Annotated in this window: 27 protein-coding genes, 6 tRNA genes and 2 other RNA genes; 18 read left to right on the plus strand and 17 right to left on the minus strand. The window is 51.5% G+C overall.

Translation table 11 applies throughout. The features are described from left to right. Nucleotides 1–46 precede the first annotated feature (46 nt). Nucleotides 47–1,903, plus strand: coding sequence for an ArsR/SmtB family transcription factor (locus MA03_RS07325; protein ID WP_052884627.1), 1,857 nt, complete (start codon nucleotides 47–49; stop codon nucleotides 1,901–1,903). 1 nt (nucleotide 1,904) lies between these two features. On the opposite strand, the gene MA03_RS07330 is transcribed toward MA03_RS07325, so the two are convergent. From MA03_RS07330 to MA03_RS07350, 5 genes are all read right to left on the minus strand, one after another. Next, nucleotides 1,905–2,504 (minus strand): RNA methyltransferase, encoded by a 600-nt coding sequence (locus MA03_RS07330; RefSeq protein ID WP_052884628.1) that lies wholly within the window; start codon nucleotides 2,502–2,504, stop codon nucleotides 1,905–1,907. Beyond that, nucleotides 2,489–2,785: a 30S ribosomal protein S26e gene (locus MA03_RS07335; protein ID WP_052884629.1), complete on the minus strand. Its 297-nt coding sequence runs from the start codon at nucleotides 2,783–2,785 to the stop codon at nucleotides 2,489–2,491. The genes MA03_RS07330 and MA03_RS07335 overlap by 16 nt, the downstream gene beginning before the upstream one ends. A 50-nt stretch (nucleotides 2,786–2,835) precedes the next feature. Then, a complete protein-coding gene (locus tag MA03_RS07340) occupies nucleotides 2,836–3,528 on the minus strand; it encodes a DUF2192 domain-containing protein (protein WP_191118530.1) in 693 nt (230 codons plus the stop codon). A 23-nt stretch (nucleotides 3,529–3,551) separates the two neighbouring features. Then, on the minus strand, nucleotides 3,552–4,058 hold the full coding sequence (locus MA03_RS07345; RefSeq protein WP_052884631.1) for a 50S ribosomal protein L16: 507 nt from the start codon (nucleotides 4,056–4,058) through the stop codon (nucleotides 3,552–3,554). 99 nt (nucleotides 4,059–4,157) lie between these two features. Beyond that, nucleotides 4,158–4,913, minus strand: coding sequence for an RNA methyltransferase (locus MA03_RS07350; protein ID WP_052884632.1), 756 nt, complete (start codon nucleotides 4,911–4,913; stop codon nucleotides 4,158–4,160). A 55-nt stretch (nucleotides 4,914–4,968) separates the two neighbouring features. Between MA03_RS07350 and MA03_RS07355 the strand changes: the two genes are divergently transcribed. After that, nucleotides 4,969–6,609 (plus strand): DUF2070 family protein, encoded by a 1,641-nt coding sequence (locus MA03_RS07355; protein ID WP_052884633.1) that lies wholly within the window; start codon nucleotides 4,969–4,971, stop codon nucleotides 6,607–6,609. Here the strand turns inward: MA03_RS07355 and speB are convergent. Genes speB through MA03_RS07370 form a run of 3 tightly spaced genes read right to left on the minus strand, consistent with a single transcriptional unit; the run spans nucleotide 6,556 to nucleotide 8,366 of the window. Further along, the gene (gene speB, locus MA03_RS07360) at nucleotides 6,556–7,467 is read right to left on the minus strand and encodes an agmatinase (RefSeq protein WP_191118531.1); all 912 of its coding nucleotides are present in this window, start codon (nucleotides 7,465–7,467) and stop codon (nucleotides 6,556–6,558) included. The genes MA03_RS07355 and speB overlap by 54 nt on opposite strands. A gap of 9 nt (nucleotides 7,468–7,476) precedes the next feature. Then, nucleotides 7,477–7,734 (minus strand): DUF211 domain-containing protein, encoded by a 258-nt coding sequence (locus tag MA03_RS07365; protein ID WP_052884635.1) that lies wholly within the window; start codon nucleotides 7,732–7,734, stop codon nucleotides 7,477–7,479. Between the two features lie 38 nt (nucleotides 7,735–7,772). After that, the gene (locus MA03_RS07370; RefSeq protein ID WP_052884636.1) at nucleotides 7,773–8,366 is read right to left on the minus strand and encodes a hypothetical protein; all 594 of its coding nucleotides are present in this window, start codon (nucleotides 8,364–8,366) and stop codon (nucleotides 7,773–7,775) included. A gap of 64 nt (nucleotides 8,367–8,430) precedes the next feature. On the opposite strand from MA03_RS07370, the gene MA03_RS07375 reads away from it, so the two are divergent. From MA03_RS07375 to MA03_RS08810, 4 genes are all read left to right on the plus strand, one after another. After that, nucleotides 8,431–8,679: a hypothetical protein gene (locus tag MA03_RS07375; protein WP_052884637.1), complete on the plus strand. Its 249-nt coding sequence runs from the start codon at nucleotides 8,431–8,433 to the stop codon at nucleotides 8,677–8,679. 93 nt (nucleotides 8,680–8,772) lie between these two features. Beyond that, nucleotides 8,773–11,646: a leucine--tRNA ligase gene (gene leuS / locus MA03_RS07380; protein WP_350339225.1), complete on the plus strand. Its 2,874-nt coding sequence runs from the start codon at nucleotides 8,773–8,775 to the stop codon at nucleotides 11,644–11,646. A 175-nt stretch (nucleotides 11,647–11,821) separates the two neighbouring features. After that, nucleotides 11,822–11,942: transfer RNA gene (locus MA03_RS07385), tRNA-Arg, on the plus strand. Between the two features lie 151 nt (nucleotides 11,943–12,093). Then, on the plus strand, nucleotides 12,094–12,288 hold the full coding sequence (locus MA03_RS08810; protein WP_191118532.1) for a hypothetical protein: 195 nt from the start codon (nucleotides 12,094–12,096) through the stop codon (nucleotides 12,286–12,288). Nucleotides 12,289–12,368: 80 nt separating this feature from the next. Here MA03_RS08810 and MA03_RS07390 read toward each other — a convergent pair. Continuing rightward, nucleotides 12,369–12,480, minus strand: a tRNA-Pro gene (locus tag MA03_RS07390). Between the two features lie 108 nt (nucleotides 12,481–12,588). Here MA03_RS07390 and MA03_RS07395 point away from each other — a divergent pair. The 8 genes from MA03_RS07395 (at nucleotide 12,589) to MA03_RS07430 (ending at nucleotide 15,913) form a co-directional block, all read left to right on the plus strand. Continuing rightward, nucleotides 12,589–13,044: a 50S ribosomal protein L22 gene (locus MA03_RS07395; RefSeq protein ID WP_052884943.1), complete on the plus strand. Its 456-nt coding sequence runs from the start codon at nucleotides 12,589–12,591 to the stop codon at nucleotides 13,042–13,044. An 8-nt stretch (nucleotides 13,045–13,052) separates the two neighbouring features. Then, entirely contained in the window at nucleotides 13,053–13,667 is a 615-nt protein-coding gene (locus MA03_RS07400; protein ID WP_052884639.1) for a 30S ribosomal protein S3, read from the plus strand. Nucleotides 13,668–13,705: 38 nt separating this feature from the next. Then, nucleotides 13,706–13,921, plus strand: coding sequence for a 50S ribosomal protein L29 (gene rpmC / locus MA03_RS07405; RefSeq protein WP_052884640.1), 216 nt, complete (start codon nucleotides 13,706–13,708; stop codon nucleotides 13,919–13,921). Then, nucleotides 13,918–14,202, plus strand: coding sequence for a ribonuclease P protein component 1 (gene rnp1, locus MA03_RS07410; protein WP_052884641.1), 285 nt, complete (start codon nucleotides 13,918–13,920; stop codon nucleotides 14,200–14,202). Before rpmC ends, rnp1 begins: the two co-directional genes overlap by 4 nt. 61 nt (nucleotides 14,203–14,263) lie before the next feature. Further along, nucleotides 14,264–14,596 (plus strand): 30S ribosomal protein S17, encoded by a 333-nt coding sequence (locus MA03_RS07415; protein ID WP_052884642.1) that lies wholly within the window; start codon nucleotides 14,264–14,266, stop codon nucleotides 14,594–14,596. Nucleotides 14,597–14,602: 6 nt separating this feature from the next. Then, the gene (gene rpl14p, locus MA03_RS07420; RefSeq protein ID WP_052884643.1) at nucleotides 14,603–15,028 is read left to right on the plus strand and encodes a 50S ribosomal protein L14; all 426 of its coding nucleotides are present in this window, start codon (nucleotides 14,603–14,605) and stop codon (nucleotides 15,026–15,028) included. A gap of 12 nt (nucleotides 15,029–15,040) precedes the next feature. Further along, the gene (locus MA03_RS07425) at nucleotides 15,041–15,742 is read left to right on the plus strand and encodes a restriction endonuclease (protein ID WP_052884644.1); all 702 of its coding nucleotides are present in this window, start codon (nucleotides 15,041–15,043) and stop codon (nucleotides 15,740–15,742) included. 47 nt (nucleotides 15,743–15,789) lie between these two features. Then, nucleotides 15,790–15,913, plus strand: a tRNA-Lys gene (locus MA03_RS07430). A gap of 21 nt (nucleotides 15,914–15,934) precedes the next feature. Here the strand turns inward: MA03_RS07430 and MA03_RS07435 are convergent. The 3 genes from MA03_RS07435 to MA03_RS07445 all read right to left on the minus strand — a co-directional run bounded on the left by MA03_RS07435 (nucleotide 15,935) and on the right by MA03_RS07445 (nucleotide 17,448). Next, nucleotides 15,935–17,083, minus strand: coding sequence for a tryptophan--tRNA ligase (locus tag MA03_RS07435; RefSeq protein ID WP_052884645.1), 1,149 nt, complete (start codon nucleotides 17,081–17,083; stop codon nucleotides 15,935–15,937). A gap of 66 nt (nucleotides 17,084–17,149) precedes the next feature. Next, nucleotides 17,150–17,241, minus strand: a tRNA-Glu gene (locus MA03_RS07440). Nucleotides 17,242–17,347: 106 nt separating this feature from the next. Beyond that, nucleotides 17,348–17,448: transfer RNA gene (locus MA03_RS07445), tRNA-Ser, on the minus strand. A 199-nt stretch (nucleotides 17,449–17,647) separates the two neighbouring features. Here MA03_RS07445 and MA03_RS07450 point away from each other — a divergent pair. Next, nucleotides 17,648–18,841, plus strand: a complete 1,194-nt coding sequence (locus MA03_RS07450; RefSeq protein ID WP_052884646.1) for a Cdc6/Cdc18 family protein — start codon at nucleotides 17,648–17,650, stop codon at nucleotides 18,839–18,841. Here MA03_RS07450 and MA03_RS07455 read toward each other — a convergent pair. Next, complete coding sequence (locus MA03_RS07455) at nucleotides 18,834–19,583, minus strand: ATP/GTP-binding protein (RefSeq protein WP_052884647.1); 750 nt, start codon at nucleotides 19,581–19,583, stop codon at nucleotides 18,834–18,836. The two genes, MA03_RS07450 and MA03_RS07455, sit on opposite strands and share 8 nt — an antisense overlap. A gap of 122 nt (nucleotides 19,584–19,705) precedes the next feature. On the opposite strand from MA03_RS07455, the gene MA03_RS07460 reads away from it, so the two are divergent. From MA03_RS07460 to MA03_RS08815, 3 genes are all read left to right on the plus strand, one after another. Beyond that, nucleotides 19,706–19,809, plus strand: a tRNA-Ser gene (locus MA03_RS07460). A gap of 102 nt (nucleotides 19,810–19,911) precedes the next feature. Next, nucleotides 19,912–20,133 (plus strand): LSm family protein, encoded by a 222-nt coding sequence (locus MA03_RS07465; protein WP_052884648.1) that lies wholly within the window; start codon nucleotides 19,912–19,914, stop codon nucleotides 20,131–20,133. Between the two features lie 11 nt (nucleotides 20,134–20,144). Then, a complete protein-coding gene (locus tag MA03_RS08815) occupies nucleotides 20,145–20,342 on the plus strand; it encodes a 50S ribosomal protein L37e (protein WP_191118533.1) in 198 nt (65 codons plus the stop codon). Here the strand turns inward: MA03_RS08815 and MA03_RS07470 are convergent. The 4 genes from MA03_RS07470 to ffs all read right to left on the minus strand — a co-directional run bounded on the left by MA03_RS07470 (nucleotide 20,322) and on the right by ffs (nucleotide 22,568). After that, nucleotides 20,322–20,810: a RecB-family nuclease gene (locus tag MA03_RS07470; RefSeq protein WP_236944866.1), complete on the minus strand. Its 489-nt coding sequence runs from the start codon at nucleotides 20,808–20,810 to the stop codon at nucleotides 20,322–20,324. The two genes, MA03_RS08815 and MA03_RS07470, sit on opposite strands and share 21 nt — an antisense overlap. Before the next feature lie 68 nt (nucleotides 20,811–20,878). After that, nucleotides 20,879–21,835 carry a DNA cytosine methyltransferase gene (locus MA03_RS07475; protein ID WP_236944867.1) on the minus strand — a complete coding sequence of 319 codons (957 nt, stop codon included), beginning with the start codon at nucleotides 21,833–21,835 and terminating at the stop codon, nucleotides 20,879–20,881. A gap of 59 nt (nucleotides 21,836–21,894) precedes the next feature. Further along, nucleotides 21,895–22,188: RNase P RNA component (gene rnpB / locus MA03_RS09105), an RNA gene on the minus strand. A 65-nt stretch (nucleotides 22,189–22,253) separates the two neighbouring features. Continuing rightward, nucleotides 22,254–22,568, minus strand: an RNA gene (ffs, locus tag MA03_RS08820) — signal recognition particle sRNA. Nucleotides 22,569–22,652: the final 84 nt, after the last annotated feature.

Genomic DNA, 22,652 nt, shown 5'->3' on the forward strand with positions numbered 1-22,652 from the left:
ATTGAACATTTTAGTTTCGGTATGTGTGGTAATAAAGGTATCATTGATGTCGAAGGACATGGCCAGCAGTAGACGGCTACGAGGACTTGCCACAATCCTATCAGCCGTTGCGAACCCGCACAGAATAATGATACTTGAGTTCCTCGAGCAAAACCCGAGGCGTTACGGGGAAATTGCAGAAGCACTTGGGGTAACGCAGGCCGCGCTTGCGCACCACCTCAAGAAGTTAGAGGCTGCAGGGCTAGTCGAGCACAAAAACGAAGTCTACAAGACAACATCACTGGGAAGAAAAATACTCTACCTGATAAAAAACATGGATGTAATATCAGCACAAGATGTTCAAGTATACACCACTTACGGTTTTTCCGTACCATTGGAAGAGTACCTGGACTTAATCCTCTCATCAAGCACAGTCTCTTGCAGGAAGAGGCTTCTCAGCGAAGTTGTCAAGGAGGTCAAAGAGGCTATAGGAAGCGATGAGGGGGTCCCTCAGTCCACCGTGAACTCTATGGCGGAGGTATACGCTGCCAGGCTAAGATGTCCCCTTAAGCTCCAGGGTAATGTTCTCGGCCTCATGGGACGCGAGATCACAGAACAAGCTGTGAGTATTCTTTCAGAGGCTGGGTTATGGGATCTCGTCAGGTCAAACCTTATCCTATTCGACTCAGAATGGGAGAGAGGTGCTTCCTCTATTTTTCTTCCCTCGCCTAACAGTGAGCAGTTGAAAAAAATATTAAAGAACGCAGAGCTCTTCCCCGAAATAGTTCTAAAGATATCGCCAGAGACGGGAGGAGAGATTAATTATCTGCTAGATCTGTTACTGGCCGCTAGTCCAAGCGGCTCTGCGACACTGCTTATGGATATCTCTCAGACAGGTGAGCTTACCGGCAGTATTCTGTCAACTATAGAGACGCGTTTACCCCTAGGAAACATTATCCTTGTTTTTAAAGGATGGGAACATGTGTCCGAAAAGATGATCCTGCTGCTAACCCGTCTAATAAACAGTGGTTTGCAAGTGGTTTTCTCGTCGGGAAACATATTCCCCTCAGGAAGATTATACGCCTTCAAAGACGACGATACGCCTACTATACACTTTGGCGCAGCTAGTTTTAACATGCCATTTGTTCTAGACAGGAAAAGGGTTCTAAGCGACCCCCGAGACTTTATAGCGGCGGCGTTCTCCCCATTAGAGCGCATCGTTTCGAGCTATAAGAAGCTTGCAATGAGGATCACCAGGGTTATAGAGTTGGACTTGTCGCGGGAGCCTAGCTATACCTTTCACCTAACATTCGCGGGTCTTGAAGCCGGTTTACTACTGCACATGCCTGTGTTCTCACAGACGTTCGACGACCCTAAAAGCTATAAACGCCTTGTCTTAAGTTATGCCTCTGAGCTGTTGGAAGAGACAATAAACCATTCGACGGCTGACGACGTCCCGATGTTCTCAACCTTCTATACTCCGGTACCCTACCTCTCCTTCTTAACGGCATTTCACTACAAACACAACAACCATCTAAACATTAACCCGTTAAGCCCATTTTCATTTAATCGAAAGCTTAGAACCGCGGAGAACCTGCTTGAGCTGGAGTCGAGCCTACAAGGGATTCTCAGAGACTCCATAAGCATACTCGACATCAGGACTGTGTCGCTCACCGGGACGCGTCTCAAGGAGATTTTCATGCTTGCCCAAAGAAAGGGTCTCAAACAGTTTACGATAACCCTCACGGGGCTACACGTCTGTAACACGTGTGGACACGTGATACCCTCCAGGGCTTCGCGGTGCCCTCGATGCTATTCGAGAGACCTTTCCGGCATGGTTAAGCCACAGCTATTCTACGTGAAGAGGGAGAGGCTCGATAAATGGACGCTCGAGGAGGTGGACAACCGAGTAGTCTTGGCGTGATCTATATCTTCAAGCTGTCAAGCCACTCGTTTACAAAGGCGATACAGTGGCTGGCTAGATACGATGTTGTCCCGAGACTAACGGTGAAGTGAGCTTTTCTCCTGAGCTCTCTAACGACATCCGCGGGGAAGCCTATCTGGTCACCTAGTATGAACGCGTACTTCTCGCCAGGACTAATGGTAATCCTACTTATGTCCACGCCGTCCTCGACCAGTAATACAACTTTGTAGCCATTCCTTCTAAGCCACTGAACGACTTCAAATATCCCGGCTCGCTGTGCCTTTACAGCCCGGGAGAGCCCCTGAATCCCCCTCAATATTTCCTTAATGATCGTCGTCTCACTCGGAACTACGGGGAATGGTTCAAACAAGAGGGTTAGAGGGGGGTCTGGTGGGCCATTAAGCACAGCTATAAAGTATGAATCCTCTCGAATTGTATCCTTTAAGTCCCACAATGCGTAGATTGCGCTGCGCGCGACGACGTCCATCCTGCCTCCGGCAGTCGTATAGTCTTTCTCGGAAAAGCTAGGTGCAGTGACGCCAGTGTTCGAAAAGAGTACAAATACTCGTTTGGGAAGCTTCCCGCCTAGAAGAAGTTCCATTTAATATTTTCCTTCTTACGCTCATCTTCAGGCCTAATCTTTATTATGCCGCGGTGAATGGCGCAGCGCAAGCAGAGGTACTTGGTTACAGTATACTGAGGAATAATAGCGCCCTTGTCTCTGAGCTCCTTCACAAGCTGGGGATCAACCGCAACCACAGGCTTCGTTATCTTTACGGCCTTAGACCTTGGTATAAGTGCTCCACACTCGTCGCACTGAACTAGATCCTCTTTTCCTTTACCTCCCTTGTGACGTCCACGACTTTTCCTCTTTTTAGGCATGGATTATCCTACCCCCTTAGGAGTAGCGTCTTATATAAATCTTGTTGAATCTACTCGGACAGACTCAACGCAAAGTTAACCTTTCTCTCGGGGATCCTGAGAGCCTCCACGGCAATCTCCCTTATAAACCAGTCGGGTGGAGCTGCTTTCTCCGCATTTAGACGAACACACATAGCATGTTTAAGCGTCTCCTTCTCAATCCTGTTTCTTACTCTACCAGCAGCTATCTCCTCTGCAATACGGTACGCTATATAGAACCTCTTGAATCCTTGAAAGTTCTTTTCAAGTTCAGGGAAATCTTTCTCAAACTCGAAAAGAATGTTTATGAATGTATCCTCACTCATAAAGCCGAGTAGGACTGCTGTCATCGCCAGCCTCAGCACGCGGAACACCATGTTCTCATCAAAGGAGCCGAAAACCTCCTTCATCGCGGTCTTAGGGCTTTCCCCGCTCTGAATCTTCTGAATCACCTTCTCACTATGTATTTCGATGTTGAAGAGATCTGAGAATTTATCGAACTCCTCCTCTAATCCGAGACCGAACTTCCCGACAAGGTAGACGGTAGCCAACTCCTTGTCGTATATATCTATTTTTGTCTTCCCGCGTATCGGCTCAAGGTTATTCTCCTTGTAAATCTCGCGAAGATACTCCGCAAGTTCTCGTCTATCGGTAAAAGCACCTGAAAGAATTTCACCCCAAATATTGATGGCTACCTCAACTCGCTTCTTATGTAGTTCTTGCAACACTGTTCACCAGCGACCCCCAACTAGCTCGCCTGCTCCACGACGATACGCGTTGGAAGGGGGATTTTTGACGCGGCTCTACGCAGGGCCTCCTTTGCATGCTCCACGTTCTTCGCATCTATCTTTACGATTATTATGGGCTGGTTAGTCTCTACTCTTGCCGCGCGCCCGACAGGTGTGCCAAAGGAGAGACGCATACCGTCCTGAAGCCTGTCTGCTCCAGCCATGGCCATCATTTTGTTCTCGCGTAGTATATGGTGTGGATAAACAGCTATGCGTAGAAAGTAGTTGGCGTCACCCACCTTCGCTGAAAGATACTTGTTGACGTGCTGCCTAGCCGCCTCAAGGGCGTTTGCCCGTATCTGTCCTGGCTTCAGGACCATAAGTTTAAGGGTAGTGTTAAACGAGCCCTTGGCGTTGCCTAGATCAAACTTTGGTATAAGCACCGGAGGATTGCTCTTAATATACTCCAGCCTAGTGTAAGGGGGTGTCCCAAAGTGTCTATAGCATTTGCCCGGCCTAAGTGGCATCTACATCACCAGTGTGCTCGCTTATAGCCTGCACAATTCTGTTATAAATCTTCCCCCTCATCGACACGTTCTCTGCCGCCTGCACACCGTCACACCACATCATTTCTGCCCTTCATCCCGGCTACTGGCTTTACATCTATCTCTTATGAACCGGTACGAGTCTCCTAAATAGCTTAACAAGACCCTCAGATCTATTGCCGAAACCCTTCCCTCAGTTATAACTCTACGCATGATAATCTTACTCCTCTGCCTTCTTTCCTCTCCATAGCCTAGCTCCCGGCCCAAGAGATCAATAAATTCGAGAAGCTTGTCTATCTCTTCACGTCTAGGTCTCTCAATACTCGGTGATCTTACCTCGTTCAAAGCGTTGAAAATCTCATAGAACATGATTACAGCGGCATGAGAGGCGTTGAGAGAGGGATAATCCGGGTTAGCCTCTATGGTTACAAGCAGGTCGCACTGAGACAGCTCCTCGTTGGACAACCCCCAGTCCTCTCTTCCTATGACTATGACCTTCCTTCCACTACTCTCCGCGATAATCCTGGCAGCGTCGCGAGGCGAGACGTATCTGCGAAGCACCCTGTCCCCTTTCACCCCTGAAGTGCACACTACCATGTCGAACTCCCTGACAACCTCGTGGAAAGACTCGAGGATCCTTGCCTTCTCCACAATGTCAGCCGCATGCATGGCGTAACGCTTAGCGTCCAAGCCAACACTACACCGCGGTTTAACGAGGACCAGGTTGTACAAGCAGAAGTTCTTCATGCAGCGCGCAAGATAACCTATGTTCTGCTCGTAGAGTGGCTCGACAAACGCCACACTAATATCGGTGCTTCTTGTGCAGGCGGAGGACACTATTCTTCGTCGAGTAGCGGTAAAGGTTTTTAATTAATCTTTGTCCTAGGGGTGCGTGGTTGATGATAGGTACGAGGGCTTCAGGAAAAGCTACAGGTGGCTCTTCAGTCTTCCAAGCCTCTGGCTGGTGTTGTTATACAATATACTATTATTACTTGTAGCTATCTTTCTCGGGCTTCTAAAGGGCTACGAGTTAAACAGTTTGCTCGTCGCCTTGGCGTCGATTGCCATCCCGTTCACGGTTACCTTCATTATTGATAGAAGAGTGCTTACCCTGAAGCGTTTACTCGGGCTTTACTCAATATATCTTGTATTTCTGTTTCCAGTCATACTTCTCGGTAAACAGCTCCTGCTCGCCACGATACCCTTCGTGCTTCTCTCCTTCTTGGTTTTTCTTGCAATAGCAAGGAGAACCGCACTAGCATCATTCCTTGCAGCTTACCTTTCAACGATTTACTTTCTGCAACACCAGTTTCTACTCTATGTCATCATACCGGTAGCCGTGTACATTACAGTGGCATTTCCCATCCTCTACAACATCAACAGGAGGGTGAAGCTTGTAGCAGGAGTGGGTGGACTAAAGTATCTTAGATCGTTTCTCAGGTACACGTTGGCTGGTGAGAAGAAGGAGGTGGAAGAGTGTCTCAGTGCAGCTGCTGTTAAGAAGACAGTTCCAATACACGTATTCGAGCTCTACAGTGATGGCGTTCTCCTAGGCAGGATAGTTGTATCAGGCGTTCATCCCGGCCCACTCCGAACCCTTGGGAGCAGCACTCTCCCTGAAGCCATACTCGAGAAATGTCACTCTGCACTCTTCTTGAAAGCCCCTGCGGGACATGGGGAGAACCTGGCTTTGAGTAGAGACGTCGAGAAAGTAGCAGAGAAAGTCTGCGGCGAGACCAGTAGGGCTGAGCAGACCGGCTCGGCTACCCTAGGGGTAGCTGACGGAAAGCTTGTCAGGAGTATATCTTTAAGGTTTTCCAATGGGGTTTCTCTATGCCTCCTCGATCCCCAAGTATCCATGGAGGACTTACCAGCAACCCTCCGTGAGGAGTTCGAAGAAGATCATGTAGTTGTTGCGGATCTCCACAACATGATCGACGACAACTTTATCCAGCTGCCTGAAGACCCACAGGAAAACCCTGAACTCCATCTCGACGTTAAGCAAACTATCCTGGAGTCTCTACGGGATGTGAGAGCCGAGGGGGTTCTAAAGGCCGGGCTTGCACGGGTCAAGTACAGTGACAAACTTAGTGTTGGGAAGGGCGGGATATCCTGCGCAGTCTTCTCAATAGACGACAAGAAGCTCGCCATAGTGAGCGTAGATGGCAACAATATGGATCCAGTATTCAAGGCGCTTGTCAACCGGGAGCTTGCCTCGGGATTAGATTACCTTCTCTTGGCTACAACGGATACACATGTCATGACAGGACTCTTCCAAGGCGTGGACTACTACCCGGTGGGTTCACTGAACAAAGAGCAGATATTAAGGAATATAAGGGACTGTCTACTGGAAGCATCCCAGAACCTGAAAGAGTGTAGAGTATCCTACAGGGTTGTCCCAGTTAACGCGCTTTTCATGGATGGCTCGAAACTCAAAGGCCTCTCAAGGGTTACAAGGCTGAACGTCCGTGATGGGTTGTTACTCGCCATGTTGGCTTTGCTGAGCCTTCCCATCCTTCTCCTTCTCCTTTAACGAAAACAATAACTCCATTACAAGCTTGCCAGCCAGCAGAGAGGTTATATCGTTGCAGTCGACCATAGGGTTGACCTCGACCAGGTCAAATCCAACAAGAGATCTAGCCTGGCCCGCGATCACGCGTAGCGCCTCTACAACCCCGTGAGGGGTAAGTCCCATGGGCTCAGGTGTACCTGTTCCAGGGGCGAAAGCTGGGTCTAGAGCGTCTATGTCCAGGGAGACGTAGATATTCCTATAGGAGCCAAGTAGCTGTTCAAGCCGTTGAATGTCCTCCACGATAAATATCCTTTTTTCAGTCCTCGCGAGCTCGTATTCCTCGCGCGAGAACCCCCGCGGCTTGAAGTATGCTATAGATATTTTCTCGTTATTCTCGAGGAGTCTTCTCATCACCGTTGCATGGGAAAAACGCGTGCCTAGAGGGTACTCGTCGCGTAAGTCCATGTGCGCGTCGAAGACAACTACTAGAAGTTCATCCAGGTTAAACGCGATCTCCGAGATTAACGGGTAGCTTACCAGGTGGTCTCCGCCAAGCGCCAGAGGGGTTTTACCTGTTTCTATAAACTCACGTACGGTCTTAGAGACTATGTCTCTTAAAACCGAGAATTCTGTCGTGAGCGGGAGGTCCCCAGCATCAAAGTATTCAAGCTCCTCGACATACATGTTGAGCTCCGGGGAAAAAGTCTCGAGCTCCACCGAGACCTCTCGTATCCTCCTGGGTGCGAACCTTTGACCAGGGATCCTCGTCGCTGCGCTGTCGAAGGGAATCCCGAAAACCACGAGGGGTTCATGGCCCCTTCCATGTCTGCCGAAGAGAGGCTGGCTAGGCGGGGAGAAATAAAGGTCTAAGACGCTCAAGATAAACACCTATTTCTCAGCTGCCACGAAATCGATACTCCTGATCACGGTCGCGTACTTTTCAAGAGCGGCCTCGATCTCCCGTATGTCTAGATGTGATCCCTCCAGGCTTATCTTAAGCGTCTCAGTCTTGACGTCTACCTCAGCCACGTTTATCTCTACGCGTGCCACTGAGTCGAGATTAATGAGTGTGCGGGCGATCTCAACTACACTAACGTCCCGTGGCTTCAACGCGTCTATCAAAAGGCGGGTTATGCGAGCACTCATAGTACAGGATAAAATTAACGAATAAGCTATTATTAAAACTAGTCTTTGCCTAAGACGAGCTCCAGCATTATGATCAGGAGACCGGAGGCTAGCGCAAGCAATCCATATTTTAATGGGTTTTCCCTGGCACTCTTACCCAGTGTGTAGCCAAGGCCGAGAAGCAGGAGAAGAACGAGGACGAGGGCAGAGACGCTTGCGGCCTGCATGGGGAGGAGTCCCCGCTCGCATAACGCGAAAGGTACTAGGGAAAGGAAAATAGGTGTTGATGTGCTAGCTGCGTTTACAGTGCTCAGAAAGATTCCCGCGACGTAGACCTGTCTTCTCCCAAGCCGGATAAAGAGATGCTTTTCAAGCTCCCTTAGTTCACGTGCGAGCTCAGCCCGCTCGACCAGGAATGCCCCCATAAACCCTGAGACGGCCGACGAAAAACCCAATACCAGTCCGTTGAGAACAGTCTTGCTCGGGGGCAAGTTAATTAGTAGGGAGCTCACTATTACGCCAAGCGCCAGGAGCGAGCCATCATACAGGTTTACCGCCATGTACCGCCTCGCCACGCCCGGTACCAGGTTCCCAAGCGAGGGGATCTTCATGAGAGAATGAAGCCAGTTGTGCAGGTCTTCGAGTAAACCCATGACCTATATCCAATAATAACGGAAGAAGTATGCAAATAAATATTGCTGGGAGCCTTAACAACTTGTGAAGAAACCATATCCTCACAATAACGATATACGCGGTGCGGTACTAGAGGTTCTAGCAAAGGATCCTCTTATTAAACCAGACGAGTTCGTTGAGCGTGTACGCGAGAGCCTAGAAGAGAAAGGGTTCTACGCGGGACTCGTAACACCTAAGAGAATCTGGAAAATATATGAGGAGCTTGTTAGGAGCGGCGAGATTTACGATTACCTCGGGGTCGTCCAGGGCATGAGTAGCGAAAACTCTTTTTAAAACTTGTTTTTTTAAACTTGCAAGAGGTGAAGCCTGATTGCTAACGCGCGAAGCATCAGCTTTCCCGGAGTCAACAAAGAGAGAAGGAATTTCCTGAAGAGCATAGAGGAGAAATGGCAGAAGCGTTGGTCAGAGCTTAAGGTTTTTGAAGCCGAGCCGGATCCTTCGAGACCTAAGTTCTTTGTGACCTTTCCATACCCCTACATAAACTCCTATCCGCACCTCGGGACAGCATACACGGTGCTCAGGGTTGACATCCTTGCACGTTTCAAGAGGATGAAAGGCTACAATGTGCTGTTCGCACAGGGCTGGCACGCAACGGGTGGACCAATCGTCGCCGCCGCGTTGAGGGTTCGGGAGGGTGATCCTAAACAGATAAGCATTTTGAAGTCCATGGGCATCAGCGACGATGAGATCCCTAAGTTTAGGGATCCCGAGTACTGGGTCAGGTTCTTCTCCAAGGGGTTTAAGGAGGACTTCAGCAGGTATGGTCTCTCTATAGATTGGAGAAGAGAGTTCTTCACCACGTATCTTAACCCGCCCTACAACAAGTTTATACAGTGGCAATACAGCGTGCTCCGCGAAAAAGGCCTGATCACGAAGGGATCCCACCCGGTCGTCTGGTGTCCAAAGGAGGGGAAAGTCGTCGGCGATCACGACAGGCCTGACGAGTATGCAGGGATAGGTCCGGAAGAAGTTGTCGTGATAAAGTTTAGAGGAGAGGATGGGCTTACCTACCCCTGTCTCACCTATAGACCCGAAACGGTGTACGGCGCTGTAAACGTATGGGTTAACCCTGATGCCGAGTATGTTATAGCGGAGGTTGACGGTGAAAAACTCGTCCTGGGAGACTACAGTATAGCCGAGCTCAAGGATCAGGGGCATAAAGTTCAGGTTTTGGGGAAGATCAAGGGTAAAGAACTGGTGGGTAGATTCGCGGTAAACCCGGTGACCGGGGCTCGAATCCCAATACTCCCAGCATCCTTTGTGGATCCAGAGTCAGGTACGGGAATAGTGATGTCTGTACCAGCCCATGCGCCATACGACTGGGCGGCTCTAGAAGACTTGAAAAGGGATCCCCATCTCCTCGACAGGTATGGTGTTGACCCGACGATTCTCGACGCGGTACAGCCCGTCAGCCTTATCTCGATCGAAGGATACGGTGAGTATCCTGCAGAGACAGTTGTGAGGAAGTATGGTGTCAAGTTCCAGGGAGACAGGTCGAAGCTTGAAGAAGCCACCAGGGAGATCTACTCGAAGGAGTTCTACAACGGTGTTCTCAAGGTAGAGGTGTACGGCGAGAAGTGGGGTGGGCGTAAGGTTTTCGAGGTTAAAGAGGAGATTATAGAATTCCTGGTCAAGAACGGCTACGCGTTCAGGCACTATACGCTTCCCAGGCCCGTCTACTGCAGGTGCGGTGCACGTACACACGTGAAAATAGTTGAGGACCAGTGGTTCCTGCGGTACAGCGATCCCTCATGGAAGGCCAAGGCGCATGAGTGCATAAACTCGATGCTATTTCTACCTGCTGAGCTCAGGGAAGAGTTTCACAGGCTCGTAGACTGGTATGAGGACTGGGCTTGCACCCACGAAAGGGAGCTTGGAACCCCGCTTCCCTGGGATGAGAAGTGGGTCTTGGAGTCTCTAAGCGACTCCACGATATACATGGCTTACTACACTATCTCGAAATACCTCCAGCACCCCGAGCTATACAACATAGACTGGCAGCGGATAGACCGCTCGCTCTACGACTATGTCTTCCTGGGCATCGGGGACGCAGAAACCGTAGCCAAGAAGCTCGGAGTGGACGCCGGGCTCCTCAGAAGGATGCGTGAAGAGTTCCTGTACTGGTACCCCGTAGACCTCAGGGTTTCAGGAAAGGATCTGATACCCAACCACCTAGTATTCTTCATAATGCACCACGTAGCCATCTTCCCATCCCCTCACTGGCCCAGAGGCATAGCGATAAACGGCTGGATCAACATCAACGGCGAAAAAATGTCGAAGTCTAAGGGTAACTTCATACTCCTCAGGGAAGCCCTCGACTACTGGGGTGCCGACGCTACACGTCTGGCAAACGCCTACGCCGGGAACACGGGTCTCGACGATGGAAACTTCGAGCTTGAATTCGCCTCAAGGGCCGTCGACCTGCTCTACGAGTGGTATAGCTTCGCCATCGAGAATTATGGTAAAGGCGACGAAGAATGGAAGTTCATCGACGACTGGTTTGAAAGCGTGCTAAACCGCACCTTGAAGACCGTAGAGGAAGAGTATGAGAGGCTAAACATGAAAAACGTCATCATTTACGGTTTCTTCAACCTACAAAACTCGTTCAAGTGGTATTTGAAACGCCGAGGGTCTCCAAACAGACGGCTCCTCCAGGAATTCATAGAGAAACAGACCCTAATACTCGCCCCCATAACACCCCACATAGCTGAAGAAATATGGGATAAAATAGGAAAGAAAGGGCTTATACAGCAGGAGAAGTGGCCTTCTGTAGACACTTCCAAGATAAACGACGAGGTGGAAAGAGCCGAGAAGATAGTCCAGAAAGTACTAGAGGATATCCAAGAGCTACTCAGAATAGTTAAGGTCGAGACCATACAGGAGCTTAGAATAGTCCTTCCCGCTAAGTGGAAGTACATGTTCATTGAGAAAATCAAGGAGAGCTTCCAAAAACACGGTAAGGTCCAACAGGCGGTACGCGAGGCCCTGCACCTCATGCCACCCGAGCTGCAGAAGCAGGCGGGCAGGCTGGTAGAGCTCATAATAAAGAACAGCGAGATTCTAGACCTGCTTGTAACACCCGAACTAGAAGAAAAAGCTCTACGAGACGCTCAGCACGCTTTTGAAGAAGCTATAGGTAAAAGAGTAGAAGTCATATATGAAGACGAAGCCACAGACACCCAGAAGGCTAAACAATCGCTCCCGGCAAGGCCCGCAATCATAGTCGTAACTGCCCGCTGATACCCAAACTCTCCTAGGCTTACCCTGCATTTTTCTACATCTCTCTCGAATAATGTTACCCTTATCAGCCTGACAGCAATTTTTTATTCTAGCTTCTACTTTCTTTAGTAACCGGCGGATGATCTAAGCGTTGACAACTGAGAGATGATGTAAAGGAGGTGAATGGACGCCGCTGGGGCCCGTAGCGCAGTCAGGAAGCGCGGCGGCCACGCTCCACGAGCGCCGCACTTCGGTGTATCAAAACGCTTAAAAGCGGGGACAGCCGTAGGTCCCGGGTTCGAGTCCCGGCGGGCCCGCTATTTCTCATATTTATTCGGGAAGCTTTGCTGGCCGGCCTGCGCCACTGGGGGCTCCCCTGGTTACCCTTCTGAAGTGTTTTCTCCTGGTGGTCGTAGCTTTTGCTTCTAGTCTTTTGCTGTGGCTTTGCTGTGCGTTGTGGTGTAGGCTTTGATTTTAATCAGTGTGGGTGGGCTGTGTCCTGCCAGGTGGGCGATGTTTGTAGTGTTTACGTCTGCATTGCTTTCGGGGCCCAAGTCTTGCACATGTATAGCCTCGCTGTGGATATACCCTAACGTCCTGCTAGACTACGGGAAGGCACTAAACGATATCGATGTAATGCTCGGGGGGGCTCGAAGAGTATAGGAGCAGGATTGAAGGCTTCCTCGAGGAATGGGAGGCGGAGAAGATATACTAGGGATATCGGAAGTAAAACAAGCCGATAATGGGGCCGCCGGGATTTGAACCCGGGACCACCTGGGCTCCCGATGGACTGTATCCCGAGTCCCGCGGCTTAAAAGCCGTGCCAGGCATCCTACCAGGCTGGACTACGGCCCCCTCAGATAGTGTTTCCACACCTTGTTTTAAAGTATTTCTCCGTCTTAATCCTGAGGGGCCGTGAAAAAATCTTTATATTATGTTGTACACGTAGGGTCTGAGGTTAGTATGCCTACATGGCGCTATAGTGTCGAGCTTGACCCGGTGAAGACGGTTAAAGCGTCTCTACGAGATGTCAGCATGTCGTACAAGGCTACAGTGGAGACTCTAAGACTCATCAAAGGTAAGAAGCTAAGCGAGGCTAAAAAAATCCTTGAAGAAGTAGCATCCATGAAGAAGCCGGTCCCATACAGGAGGTTTAATGGAAAAGTAGGGCACAAGAAGGGTGTGAGCGGTCCTGGGAGGTATCCCGTCAAGGTGGCTAAGAAGCTGCTAGGCCTCCTGGAGAACCTAGAGAACAATGCCGAGTTCAAGGGGTTAGACGTGGAGAACCTCTGGATAGTCCATGCTGCTGCCCATAAAAGCTTCAAGATAAGGAATTATCTTCCCAGGGCCTTTGGAAGGGCTACTCCCTACTACGACCAACTTGTCCACGTGGAGGTCATAGGGGAGGAGAGAGTCTAGGTGGTTAAATGCCGACGGTCACGCGTGAAACCATATCTCAAGGAATCCGTTACATGATGCTTCACGAGTACATCCAGAGGCAGTTTGTCCGTGCAAGCTATGTACACACGCAGGTCTTTAAGACACCCATCGGAACCAAGGTCATCATTTATGCCGGCGTCCCAGGGATGGTTATAGGTCGCAGGGGAGCAAATATAAAGGCTCTCGCGGACGTTCTCGAGAAGGAGTTCGGTCTAGAAAACCCCCAGGTTGACGTTGTCGAGGTTCCAAACCAGGACCTCAACGCCAAGATAATGGCGTACAGGATAGCAAGGGCACTAGTTCGCGGAGTAAGGTTCCGCAGAGCAGCGATGATCGCACTTAACAGGATTATGGCCGCTGGTGCAAGAGGGGCGGAGGTCGTTATAAGCGGGAAGCTTACAAGCCAGAGACACAGGACAGAGAGGTTCACGAGAGGATACCTGCCAAAATCTGGTGAACCCGGTGAGGAGCTCGTCGACGAGGCCATAGTCCACGTCCTGCTGAAGCTGGGGATGTACGGCGTCAAGGTCAGGATAATGAGACCGTCCAAGATGCCGGATACTATCGAGCTAAAAGCGCCCCAGACCGTTACCTCTACATAAGTTTTATATGTAGTGGACAAACCTCATGGTTGAGACCTATGCCTAAGGGATTACTCTCGATTAAGGAGATCAGGGAGATGAGCCCAGAGGACAGGAGGAAGAAGCTAGCAGAGCTCAGGGCGGAGCTGGCCCGACTAAGAACACAGGCCGCTAGAGGTTCTCTTGAGAAGCCCTCCCTCATAAGGAAGACTAGAAGGACCATAGCAATGATACTCACAGTGGAGAGGGAGGCCGCGAAGGCTCAAAAACAATGAAAATCACTCCTCGCAATATCCTAAGGCACGAGCTTATCGGGCTTCAGGTCGAGGTTGTCGAGGCTAGTAACCCGAGCCTTATAGGGATAAAGGGGTTAGTCCTCGACGAGACCAAGAACACTCTGCTTATAGGCGAGCCCGGCGGTAAGAAAAGGAAGGTCATAAAGCACCAGGCATACTTTTTATTCGAGCTCCCCGACGGTACACGCGTAATGGTCGACGGGAGATACCTCGTGGGGCGGCCTGCGGAGAGACTGAAGGCTAAGCTTTACAGTTACTAGAAGGATAGTAAAATTTTAAAAAGCCCCGCGCTATTGGCACTCTTAGTCTGGTGTTTAAATTATGCCTAAGAAACACGTTGGTATCCCGGGTCTCAACCCGCCCGATAAGAAATGCGACGACCCACTATGCCCGTGGCACGGTACGCTGCCCGTCAGAGGGCAGGTATTAGAGGTCACAGTGGAGGACGTTAAGATGAACAGGGCTGCCGTCGTTGTACACGAGTACCTCTACTACAATAAGAAGTACAAGAGGTATGAGCGTCGGCAAACAAAGAAGCACGTAAGGGTTCCCGAGTGCATAGAGGTGAAGCCAGGCGACCGAGTCATAATAGGCGAGACAAGACCCCTCGCAAAATCTATATCCTACGTCGTTCTTGCAAAGGTTCAGAGGTGAAATTAAATGGCCAAGAGAGGCCCAAAGACAGTTGGCGTTTCATACAGGCTTGGATTGACCCCTGGCATCTTCATGGAGAGCCTGGTAAAGGTTGCTGACAACTCCGGTGCGACACTCGCCAAGGTTATAGGCGTCCCCCACTATAAGGCAGTCTGGAGGAGGGTCCCCGGCGCCGCGGTGGGAGACATGGTTGTTGTCTCTATAAGGGCAGGCAAGCCGGAGCTTAGAAAGCAGGTCATGAGGGCGATAGTGATCAGGCAGCGGAGACCATACAGGAGAGCGGACGGAACCTGGATCGCCTTTGAAGACAATGCCGTGGTAATAATAACGCCTGAAGGCGACCCCAAGGGCACAGAGATAAGGGGGCCCCTCGCGAAGGAGGCGGCCGAGAGGTGGCCTAAACTACCCCCTATGGCCTCCATAATCATTTAAAGGTTAAGGGGCTTGGGCTCTGTTCTTAGAGCCGAAATAGTCCTTACGTCTACTGTTCGATTGCTTTCTCAACAAAAAACTGTAAGTGTTTCAAATATAGCTCAGGCTTCTGGAGTCGACCAATTATTTGTCGAAGATTTTTTGAAAAGCATCGGGGTACTTGTTGAGCAAGGAATAGTCAAGACCCCGCTTAACAGTCTCCTACTTCGAGCCTGGCTAGCCGGCTACGATGTAGTCACGCTTGCACTGAATTCTGGTTGGAGCACATTTGAGGAAGTCGTAGCGCAAGCCTTACGCGAGGCAGGCTTCAATGCCTACAGGGCGCTGAGATTCAAGCACCAGGGAAAGCGCTACGAGGTAGACATCCTGGCCGTAAAGTCCAGGCTAGCCCTATGCGTTGACTGTAAGCGTTGGGAGAGGCTACGTGAAAGCATGCTTCTTAAAGCCGCCGAGGCTCAAAGGCATCGATGCGAGGCGTTGGCAAGGGTAATCGAGAGAGGCTTGCCCCAGGTCGACATACCCGTAGGGGATTACGAGATGATACCAGTCGTGGTCTCCCTATACAGGTCATCCATACCTCTGTATTTTGGAGCACTGATAATAGATCTCAGGAGTCTTTCCCAGATAGCCTCAGAGGACGTGATAGTGTTCCTCAGGACCGGAGAGATTCAGCCTATACGTTTCCAAGTCTCACCCAGAACACGTCTTTTCTAGCATAGAAAAAAATTTAATATCCTCTCACCCTCATATTAGCTCGCTAAGGGCCGGTAGCTCAGCCAGGTAGAGCGGCGGTCGAATAAAACTGGTCGAAGCTCTTAACCCGTAGAGGCGCCGTGCATCTGCACGGCGTAGCGGAAGCCCCGGGTTCGAGTCCCGGCCGGCCCGTTATTATAAGAAGTGTCGTTCTCAGGGCTTGAACTCCCAGTTCCACATCTCCTGCGCAAGCTTCCCGTCATACATGTACTTTGAAACCTTCTTTTCAACGTCTTTTACCTTCTCGTTGTGCAGGGCTAGGAAGTGATTGATCCTCTTAACCAGCTCCGCTTTACATTCACCGCACAGGAGTTTCCCAGTCTTACAGGCCCAGTATCTCTCCTCTAGTTTCTTGTCGTCCTCCTCGAATAAAAGGCTATACCAGTGGAAGACCGTGCAAACCTCGGGAACTCCTCCAAGCTTACGTTGTTCCTCGACAGTTGCTCTACCGCCTGTAAAAGCATTCATTATTTTCTTCTTCACCACCTCGGGAGGATCGTTGAGCATTATAGCGGTCTCAGGCTCGGAGGCAGACATCTTACTCTCTGGGCCCGTAAGCCCCCATGCAAGCTTGGATAGTAGTTCTGCAGTCTTGTACCTGTTCAGCCTGGGGGCTATATCGCGTTGAAGCCTGAAGTATGGATCCTGGTCTATACCGCATGGAATTAGGGGTCTGCGGTTCTCGAAGAGTGTCGGGACTATCTGGAGCGCAGGGTAGAAGATAAGCCCTATGCTAGTCTCGTTGTCGAAGCCGAAAACAGCCCTGGCGGTTGAGAGGTTTATATGCCGGGCGACCAGCACGGCCGGCCTGTACATCTTGCCGATGTACTCGCTGTCGCGAAAGATGAATGTCTTGTTCTCGTCAAATCCTAGGGCCGCTATATTAAGAATGTCCTGCCTGATATAGGGCTCAACTTCCTCAAGAGAGTCAACTTTTTTTGCGAGAAACTTCTCCTCGTCAGGGATCTCTATGTACGTGTTAACCCCAAAAGAGTGCTGAAGCCACCTCGTGGCGATAAAGGGAACAATGTGAGCAATATGCATAGGAGCCTTGCTAGGCGCTCTCCCAGTATACAGGAAGAAGCCTCTGCCAGCCTCGTAATCGTCCAACACGAGGCTGAGATCCCTGTGTGCGAAAAAGAAGCCTCTACGGAGGAGAGGGTGAAGACCACCCGCTAGGGTGTTAATCCTGGCCAGCAGAGGTTCGCTGAGCCTTTCAACCCCGAACTCCTGGATCAGTTTATCATAGTCTATTTTTCCCCTAGCCTCCCAGGGTGTTACGTTATATCCTTCCTGAGACATCCTTCATCCCCAATATCCTGCTTGTTTAATAGTTTTTACTCGAAAATTTAACCTAACCGGGGAAAGTGCCCCGGCCGGGATTTGAACCCGGGATCCACGGCTCGAAAGGCCGTTATCCTCTCAGCCTTGTGCAGTTGACCGGGCTAGACGACCGGGGCCTAACTCAAAGAAATTAAAAATCTTGATAAACTTTTCTTTCGCAAACGGGAGGTCTTTGAGACTACTTCACGTCCTCGCCTGAGAATAAGAGTCCTCAAAAAGACGTGGCGCCGGGGCCGGGATTTGAACCCGGGCGCCCTTGCGGGCAATGGCTCTCCGAGGAGCTAACTCCAGGCCATCGCCTTGGACCGCTCGGCCACCCCGGCTCAAAGTTATTAGGCTCGTTAATGGATATATAAACATCGCTTCAGGTAAACGAGGGGCATGTACCTCCGAGACACCACCGTTTCGTGTATACTGCTTTGTAATACGATTGTATTTAAAGCATTATAAAGCCGAAAGCCTTTGCATTGTAAATTGTTTTGGTAAAATTATTTCTCCTGTTATGAAAATCAGGGGTATCTAATGTCGGTAGAGGACATTTTTCACCAGTACTTAGAGTCTAAAATCTTCAAGCAGCGGGAAAAGCTCCTACCCGACTATGTACCTGAGGAGCTGCCCCATAGGGATGAACAGATCATGACCCTGGCAAAGGTTCTGGCGCCCGCCCTCTCGGGGTCTCGCCCATCTAACGTTTTCATATACGGGTTGACGGGGACCGGTAAGACTGCCGTCACCAAATATGTCTTGAGGAAGATGCGTGAAAGCTCTCAGCGAAGGATAGACTACGTCTACATCAACTGCAGACAAAACAACACTAGCTACAGAGTCTTAGCTGAGCTGGCAAAACACGTCGGGGTTAAAGTCCCCTTCACAGGGCTAGCCCTCGGAGAAGTCATGAAGAGGCTTATCCAGGGCCTGGAGAGGCAGAGAAGCATAATAATAGTCGTCCTAGACGAGATTGATAACCTCGTTAAGAGGCAGGGCGACGACGTACTTTACTTCCTCACGAGGGTCAACGAGGAGCTCTCCAACTCTAAGGTGAGCCTCATAGGTATAACTAACGATTTGAAGTTCACCGAGTTTCTCGACGCCCGGGTCAAGAGCAGCCTGGGAGAGGAGGAGCTGGTGTTCCCGCCCTACAACGCTGTCCAGCTTGAAGACATTTTGCAGAGAAGGGCTAGGGAGGCGCTCAAGGAGGGAGCAATCGAGGACGACGTTATCAAGAAGGTTGCCGCTATAGCCGCAAGGCAGAACGGTGATTGCCGGCTAGCGTTGGACATACTCCTTAAGGCAGCGGATATCGCTGATCGTGAAGGGGCTAGCAAGGTTACCCTGACTCACGTGGACAAGGCTAGGAGCGAGATAGAGAAGAACCTAGCCGTAGACATTATAAAGACTATGCCTCTCCACGTCAAACTGGTCCTGGCATCTATATACCTCCTCTCCAAAAACGAGGGATCAAAAATGATAACAACAGGCCTGGTCTACGACAAGTACAAGGAGCTCGTGAACAAGCTGGGGATGGAGCCCGTAACCTCGCGGAGAATCAGCGACATAATTAATGAGCTCGACGTCGTGGGCATTATAAACGCCAGGGTTATAAGCCTTGGACGCTACGGCAGGACAAAAGTCGTCTCGATAGGCGTGCCACTAAAAAACGTGGAGGAGGGTCTTGCCAGCGATACGCTCCTCAAATTCTTCCTCGAGTCTATGTGAGGTCCCCGCATGCGCAGAATATCTCGTGAAGAAGATCGTACAGTTCTTCAAGCCCCTGACCCGTAATGCTCGAAATCAGGGGTATCCTTATAGCTAGCCTGTACTCGTCCAGCAATTCCAGTATCCTCTCCGATATCTCGCTGCTCAAGCCTTTCGTCCCTGCGAGCTGTTCACGTAGGTAAGCCGCGTCCGTGAGTAGCCTTGGGTTAAAAGTCTGGGCATCGGCCTTGTTTACCACGGGTATAGCGTCTATCCCCAGCCTGAGGCTTACGATCATCGCTTGTAGCTTTAGCGAGACCACGTCGTGGGCCTTGGCTACAAGCGTCGGGTCTAGTATCACGACACCTATTATGTACCCTACCTCCCGGAACTCCTCCACGAAACGCGGCCCGAAATCCCTGTAAAGAAACAACTCCATCTGGCCAGGGGTATCTACGAGGACGTAGGGCGAGGGGTACTTCTCAACCTTCTCCCTAATCTCCGGAAGATGCTTACAGGCTATCTCGGCGCTCTTAAGGAGCGCCCCGTTTGGGCCCAGCTTGTAGTCCTGCATCACCTTCTCTACTGTCACATAGTCCCTCACGTCCACGTCTGGCCTGTAGGGGAGATACTCGACACCAGGGTCTAGGTTCACATAGGTTGACGGTATCAGCATCTTAGCCTTTAGCCATCTACCGAAGGCTGCCGTAAGGGAGGTTTTGCCGCTCCCGGCTGGGCCTAGAAAAACGACAATATTCTTCATAAAAACTCAAAATGAAAGGAAAAACACTCACCTTAAAAACGTGTTTGTAGCGTCTTGAACGCCCAGCTAGTAGGCGTCGTTGCGGTAAAGTTCATTACCCTCCCCGCCTGAGATGTCATGGTGCCGGGGTGGCCGAGCGGCCTAAGGCGGCGGACTCGAGATCCCACGATCCAAGAAATCCGTTGCCCGCAAGGGCGCCCGGGTTCAAATCCCGGCCCCGGCGCCAAAGCTTTGCCTCGAGGATCGGTCTTTAAAGGCTCTGGCAAACCAAGTAAGTAAAGCAAAAAGCTTTAAATTGCGAAGCAACCATGAATTCCAGGCGTTAAACATGGAGGGAACAGTAGACTTGCTCGCCGAATCAGTGGGTAAAAGCGTGCTTGTCAAGCTGAAAGGTGGACGAGAGATACGGGGCACCCTTAAGAGCTTCGATTATCATTTGAATCTTATACTAGAGAACGCGGAGGAGGTGAAAGGCAACAAGACAAGACAGTATGGAACAATAATTGTCAGGGGCGACAACGTGGTTTTAATAAGCCCCGCGCCAGCCTAAGGTGAGGCGGGATGGTCAAGGGGACGACTTCTTTCGGTAAGAGGGGCTCCGGGAAGACGCACATACGGTGCAGGAGGTGTGGCCACCACAGCTTCAACGTCAGGAAAGGCTACTGCGCACACTGCGGATTCGGGCGCTCAAAGAGGATACGCAGCTACGACTGGAAAAACAAGAAAACAATAACCCGTCTAAGGCTGCCTTCTAAGTAGCTCGTTAACCCTGTAAAGCGAGATAGCGACCAGGGCGACAGTCCCTATATCCTCCTCAACCCCCTCCGGGCTAACCATTTCTCCAAGCTTTAACTCGCGCTGCGACAGCCCTGGCTCTACACCCCCGAACACCAGGAACACCTTGTCACCCTCTCGCAACTCTTTAGCCGCCTCTGCCAGGGCCTCGTGGAGCCCCCGCCCACCATACTTGCCAGGCATAACCAGGAGAACCTTCCTGGGCTGTAGGAGCTCTATAGCCTCTGAGAGGTCTGCCAACACTAGGAGGTTTCTACCGAACTTGTATGCAAGCTTCTGGGCCTCGGGGACACCCACCTGGGCGGCTGACCCCACAGCTTTCGTGACTATGAGGTAGTTAAATCCGAGCCCATAGACTGTGCGTGCAACCTCGGCTAGGCGCTGAGAGCTCTGAGTATTATGGAGCACAGGGATTATAGAGTTTTTCTCCAAGCTATCCCCCTCCACGCTTTCTCAAGCATAAGCATTAAAATTTTTGCCTGGCGGCACGAGCATGGACACTAGGTTTGAGTCTCAAGATACTTTTTCACCTCCCTTGCTATGGCCCTTGCAAGCGGGACAGGCACAGCCTCTCCCACCTCGTTAAACTGGACATCCCTGCCCCCCAGGAAAACGTGGTAGTCGGGGAACCCCATTAGACGCGCCTGCTCTCTCACTGTGAGAAGCCTATCCTCAAACGGGTGCACAAACCTGGAAGAACCCATAACCGTGGGGGCAACCCTGTAAGGGTGGAGCCTCACGATGTTCCCAAGTATCCTACCCTTATAACCCCTATACCTCACCAGGGGCTCGCCCCACCTCAACCTGGCTATACGCTTCAAGCGACGGTGACCCAGAGGAACAGGCTCGTGGTTCGGGACGCCATAGAAGGGGTCCGGGGGAGGCAGCCCCTCCAACGCCTCCGCGACGACAACCTTACGCTGCTTAGGCGGCTCTATCGGGATATTCGAGATGAAAACCCGCGTCCTGTGGGACGGGGTCCCGTAGTCCTCCGCGTGGAGGATATTAAAGTAGATCTTGCTATACCCGGCCTCTGCAAACTCCCTCCTGAGGACGAGATCCAGGCCGTCGTCCATTATGCCCGGCACGTTCTCCATAACGAAAACCTTCGGCTGCAGGTCCCCCACCATCCTTATAAAGTGGAGCACCAGGGAGCCGAGAGGGTCATCATAAAGCCTCTCATACGGGTCCTCCCGCCGACGAGGATTAGCCCGCGTATAGGCCTCGCAGGGGGGGCCACCGATGATAACGTCGGGCTTGCCGGTAATCTTGTACACGTCCAGTGAATGAACCTCCTTTATGTCGAGCGGTAACACCTTTGCCTCCGGAAAGTTGGCAGCGTAAGCCTCGGCTACGGGGGGCATGTTCTCAACCCCAAGGAGGATCCTAAACCCCTCTTCCTTAAACCCCCTCGAGAACCCCCCAGCCCCCGAGAACAGGTCCACTACACCAAACACGTTAAAATCTCTCAAGTAAACGGTTATTTATTTTACCCAGGGCCCAGGCCAAGGGCGCGGTGGACCGCTCGTACCCCCTCTTCTGTTTAGGCGGGATCCGTCTAAGGGTCCACCCGGCCCTCACCGCGGCCCCTCACAGGGCCTGTTTGACCCTAACCCCGCGGGGAGGACATTCCACGCAAACCCAGAGCGTCATCTCCCCGTGACTCGGGGGTCATCTCCATTCGCGCTGGGAGGCCTCGCCCTCCCTCGGCTCTTCGCCGAGCTGCTTGCGCAGCCGCGCGCCGCGGAGGGGAGGGGGTTCCACAGCCAGCACGTCGCCGATGCTGGCCGGCGCCCGCCCGGCGGCCCACCGCGCCGTGAAAAATATGCTTCAGAAGCGCTTAAACTTTTAGTTTACTCCAAGCTGTGAAAGGCCCGGCGGCGTCCCCCCAGGGTGGCCTGGGCGTGCATACCAGGGCGAGAGGGCTCCTTCCTCACCCCAGGCTTCCACGAACACGCCCCGCCGGCCTTAGGGCCGCTCCCTCCCGGGCCTAACCCGTTTCAGCCTTGCCGCGCTTCGCCCCTCCTACGAGGGGGTTAGCGCGGAGCGAGGCGTCCCGTGGGCCCAGGCTTCATGGGCGGGCCTTCTCGCCCCGGCATGCAGCTTACAGGCGCCCCTGAGGGTTGACACCCCCCGCCCTGAGCCCGTTTGCGGTTACAGGGGAGGGCTAGCCCCCCGGGGCTCCCGCCGGGCCGTGATAATCTTGGCTGGGTGACTATTAAATGTAGCCTTAGTCGTGTTCATAAGAAAAATAAATATAACGATGCCAACGTG

This window comes from Thermofilum uzonense, from assembly GCF_000993805.1.
Lineage (GTDB): Archaea > Thermoproteota > Thermoprotei > Thermofilales > Thermofilaceae > Thermofilum > Thermofilum uzonense.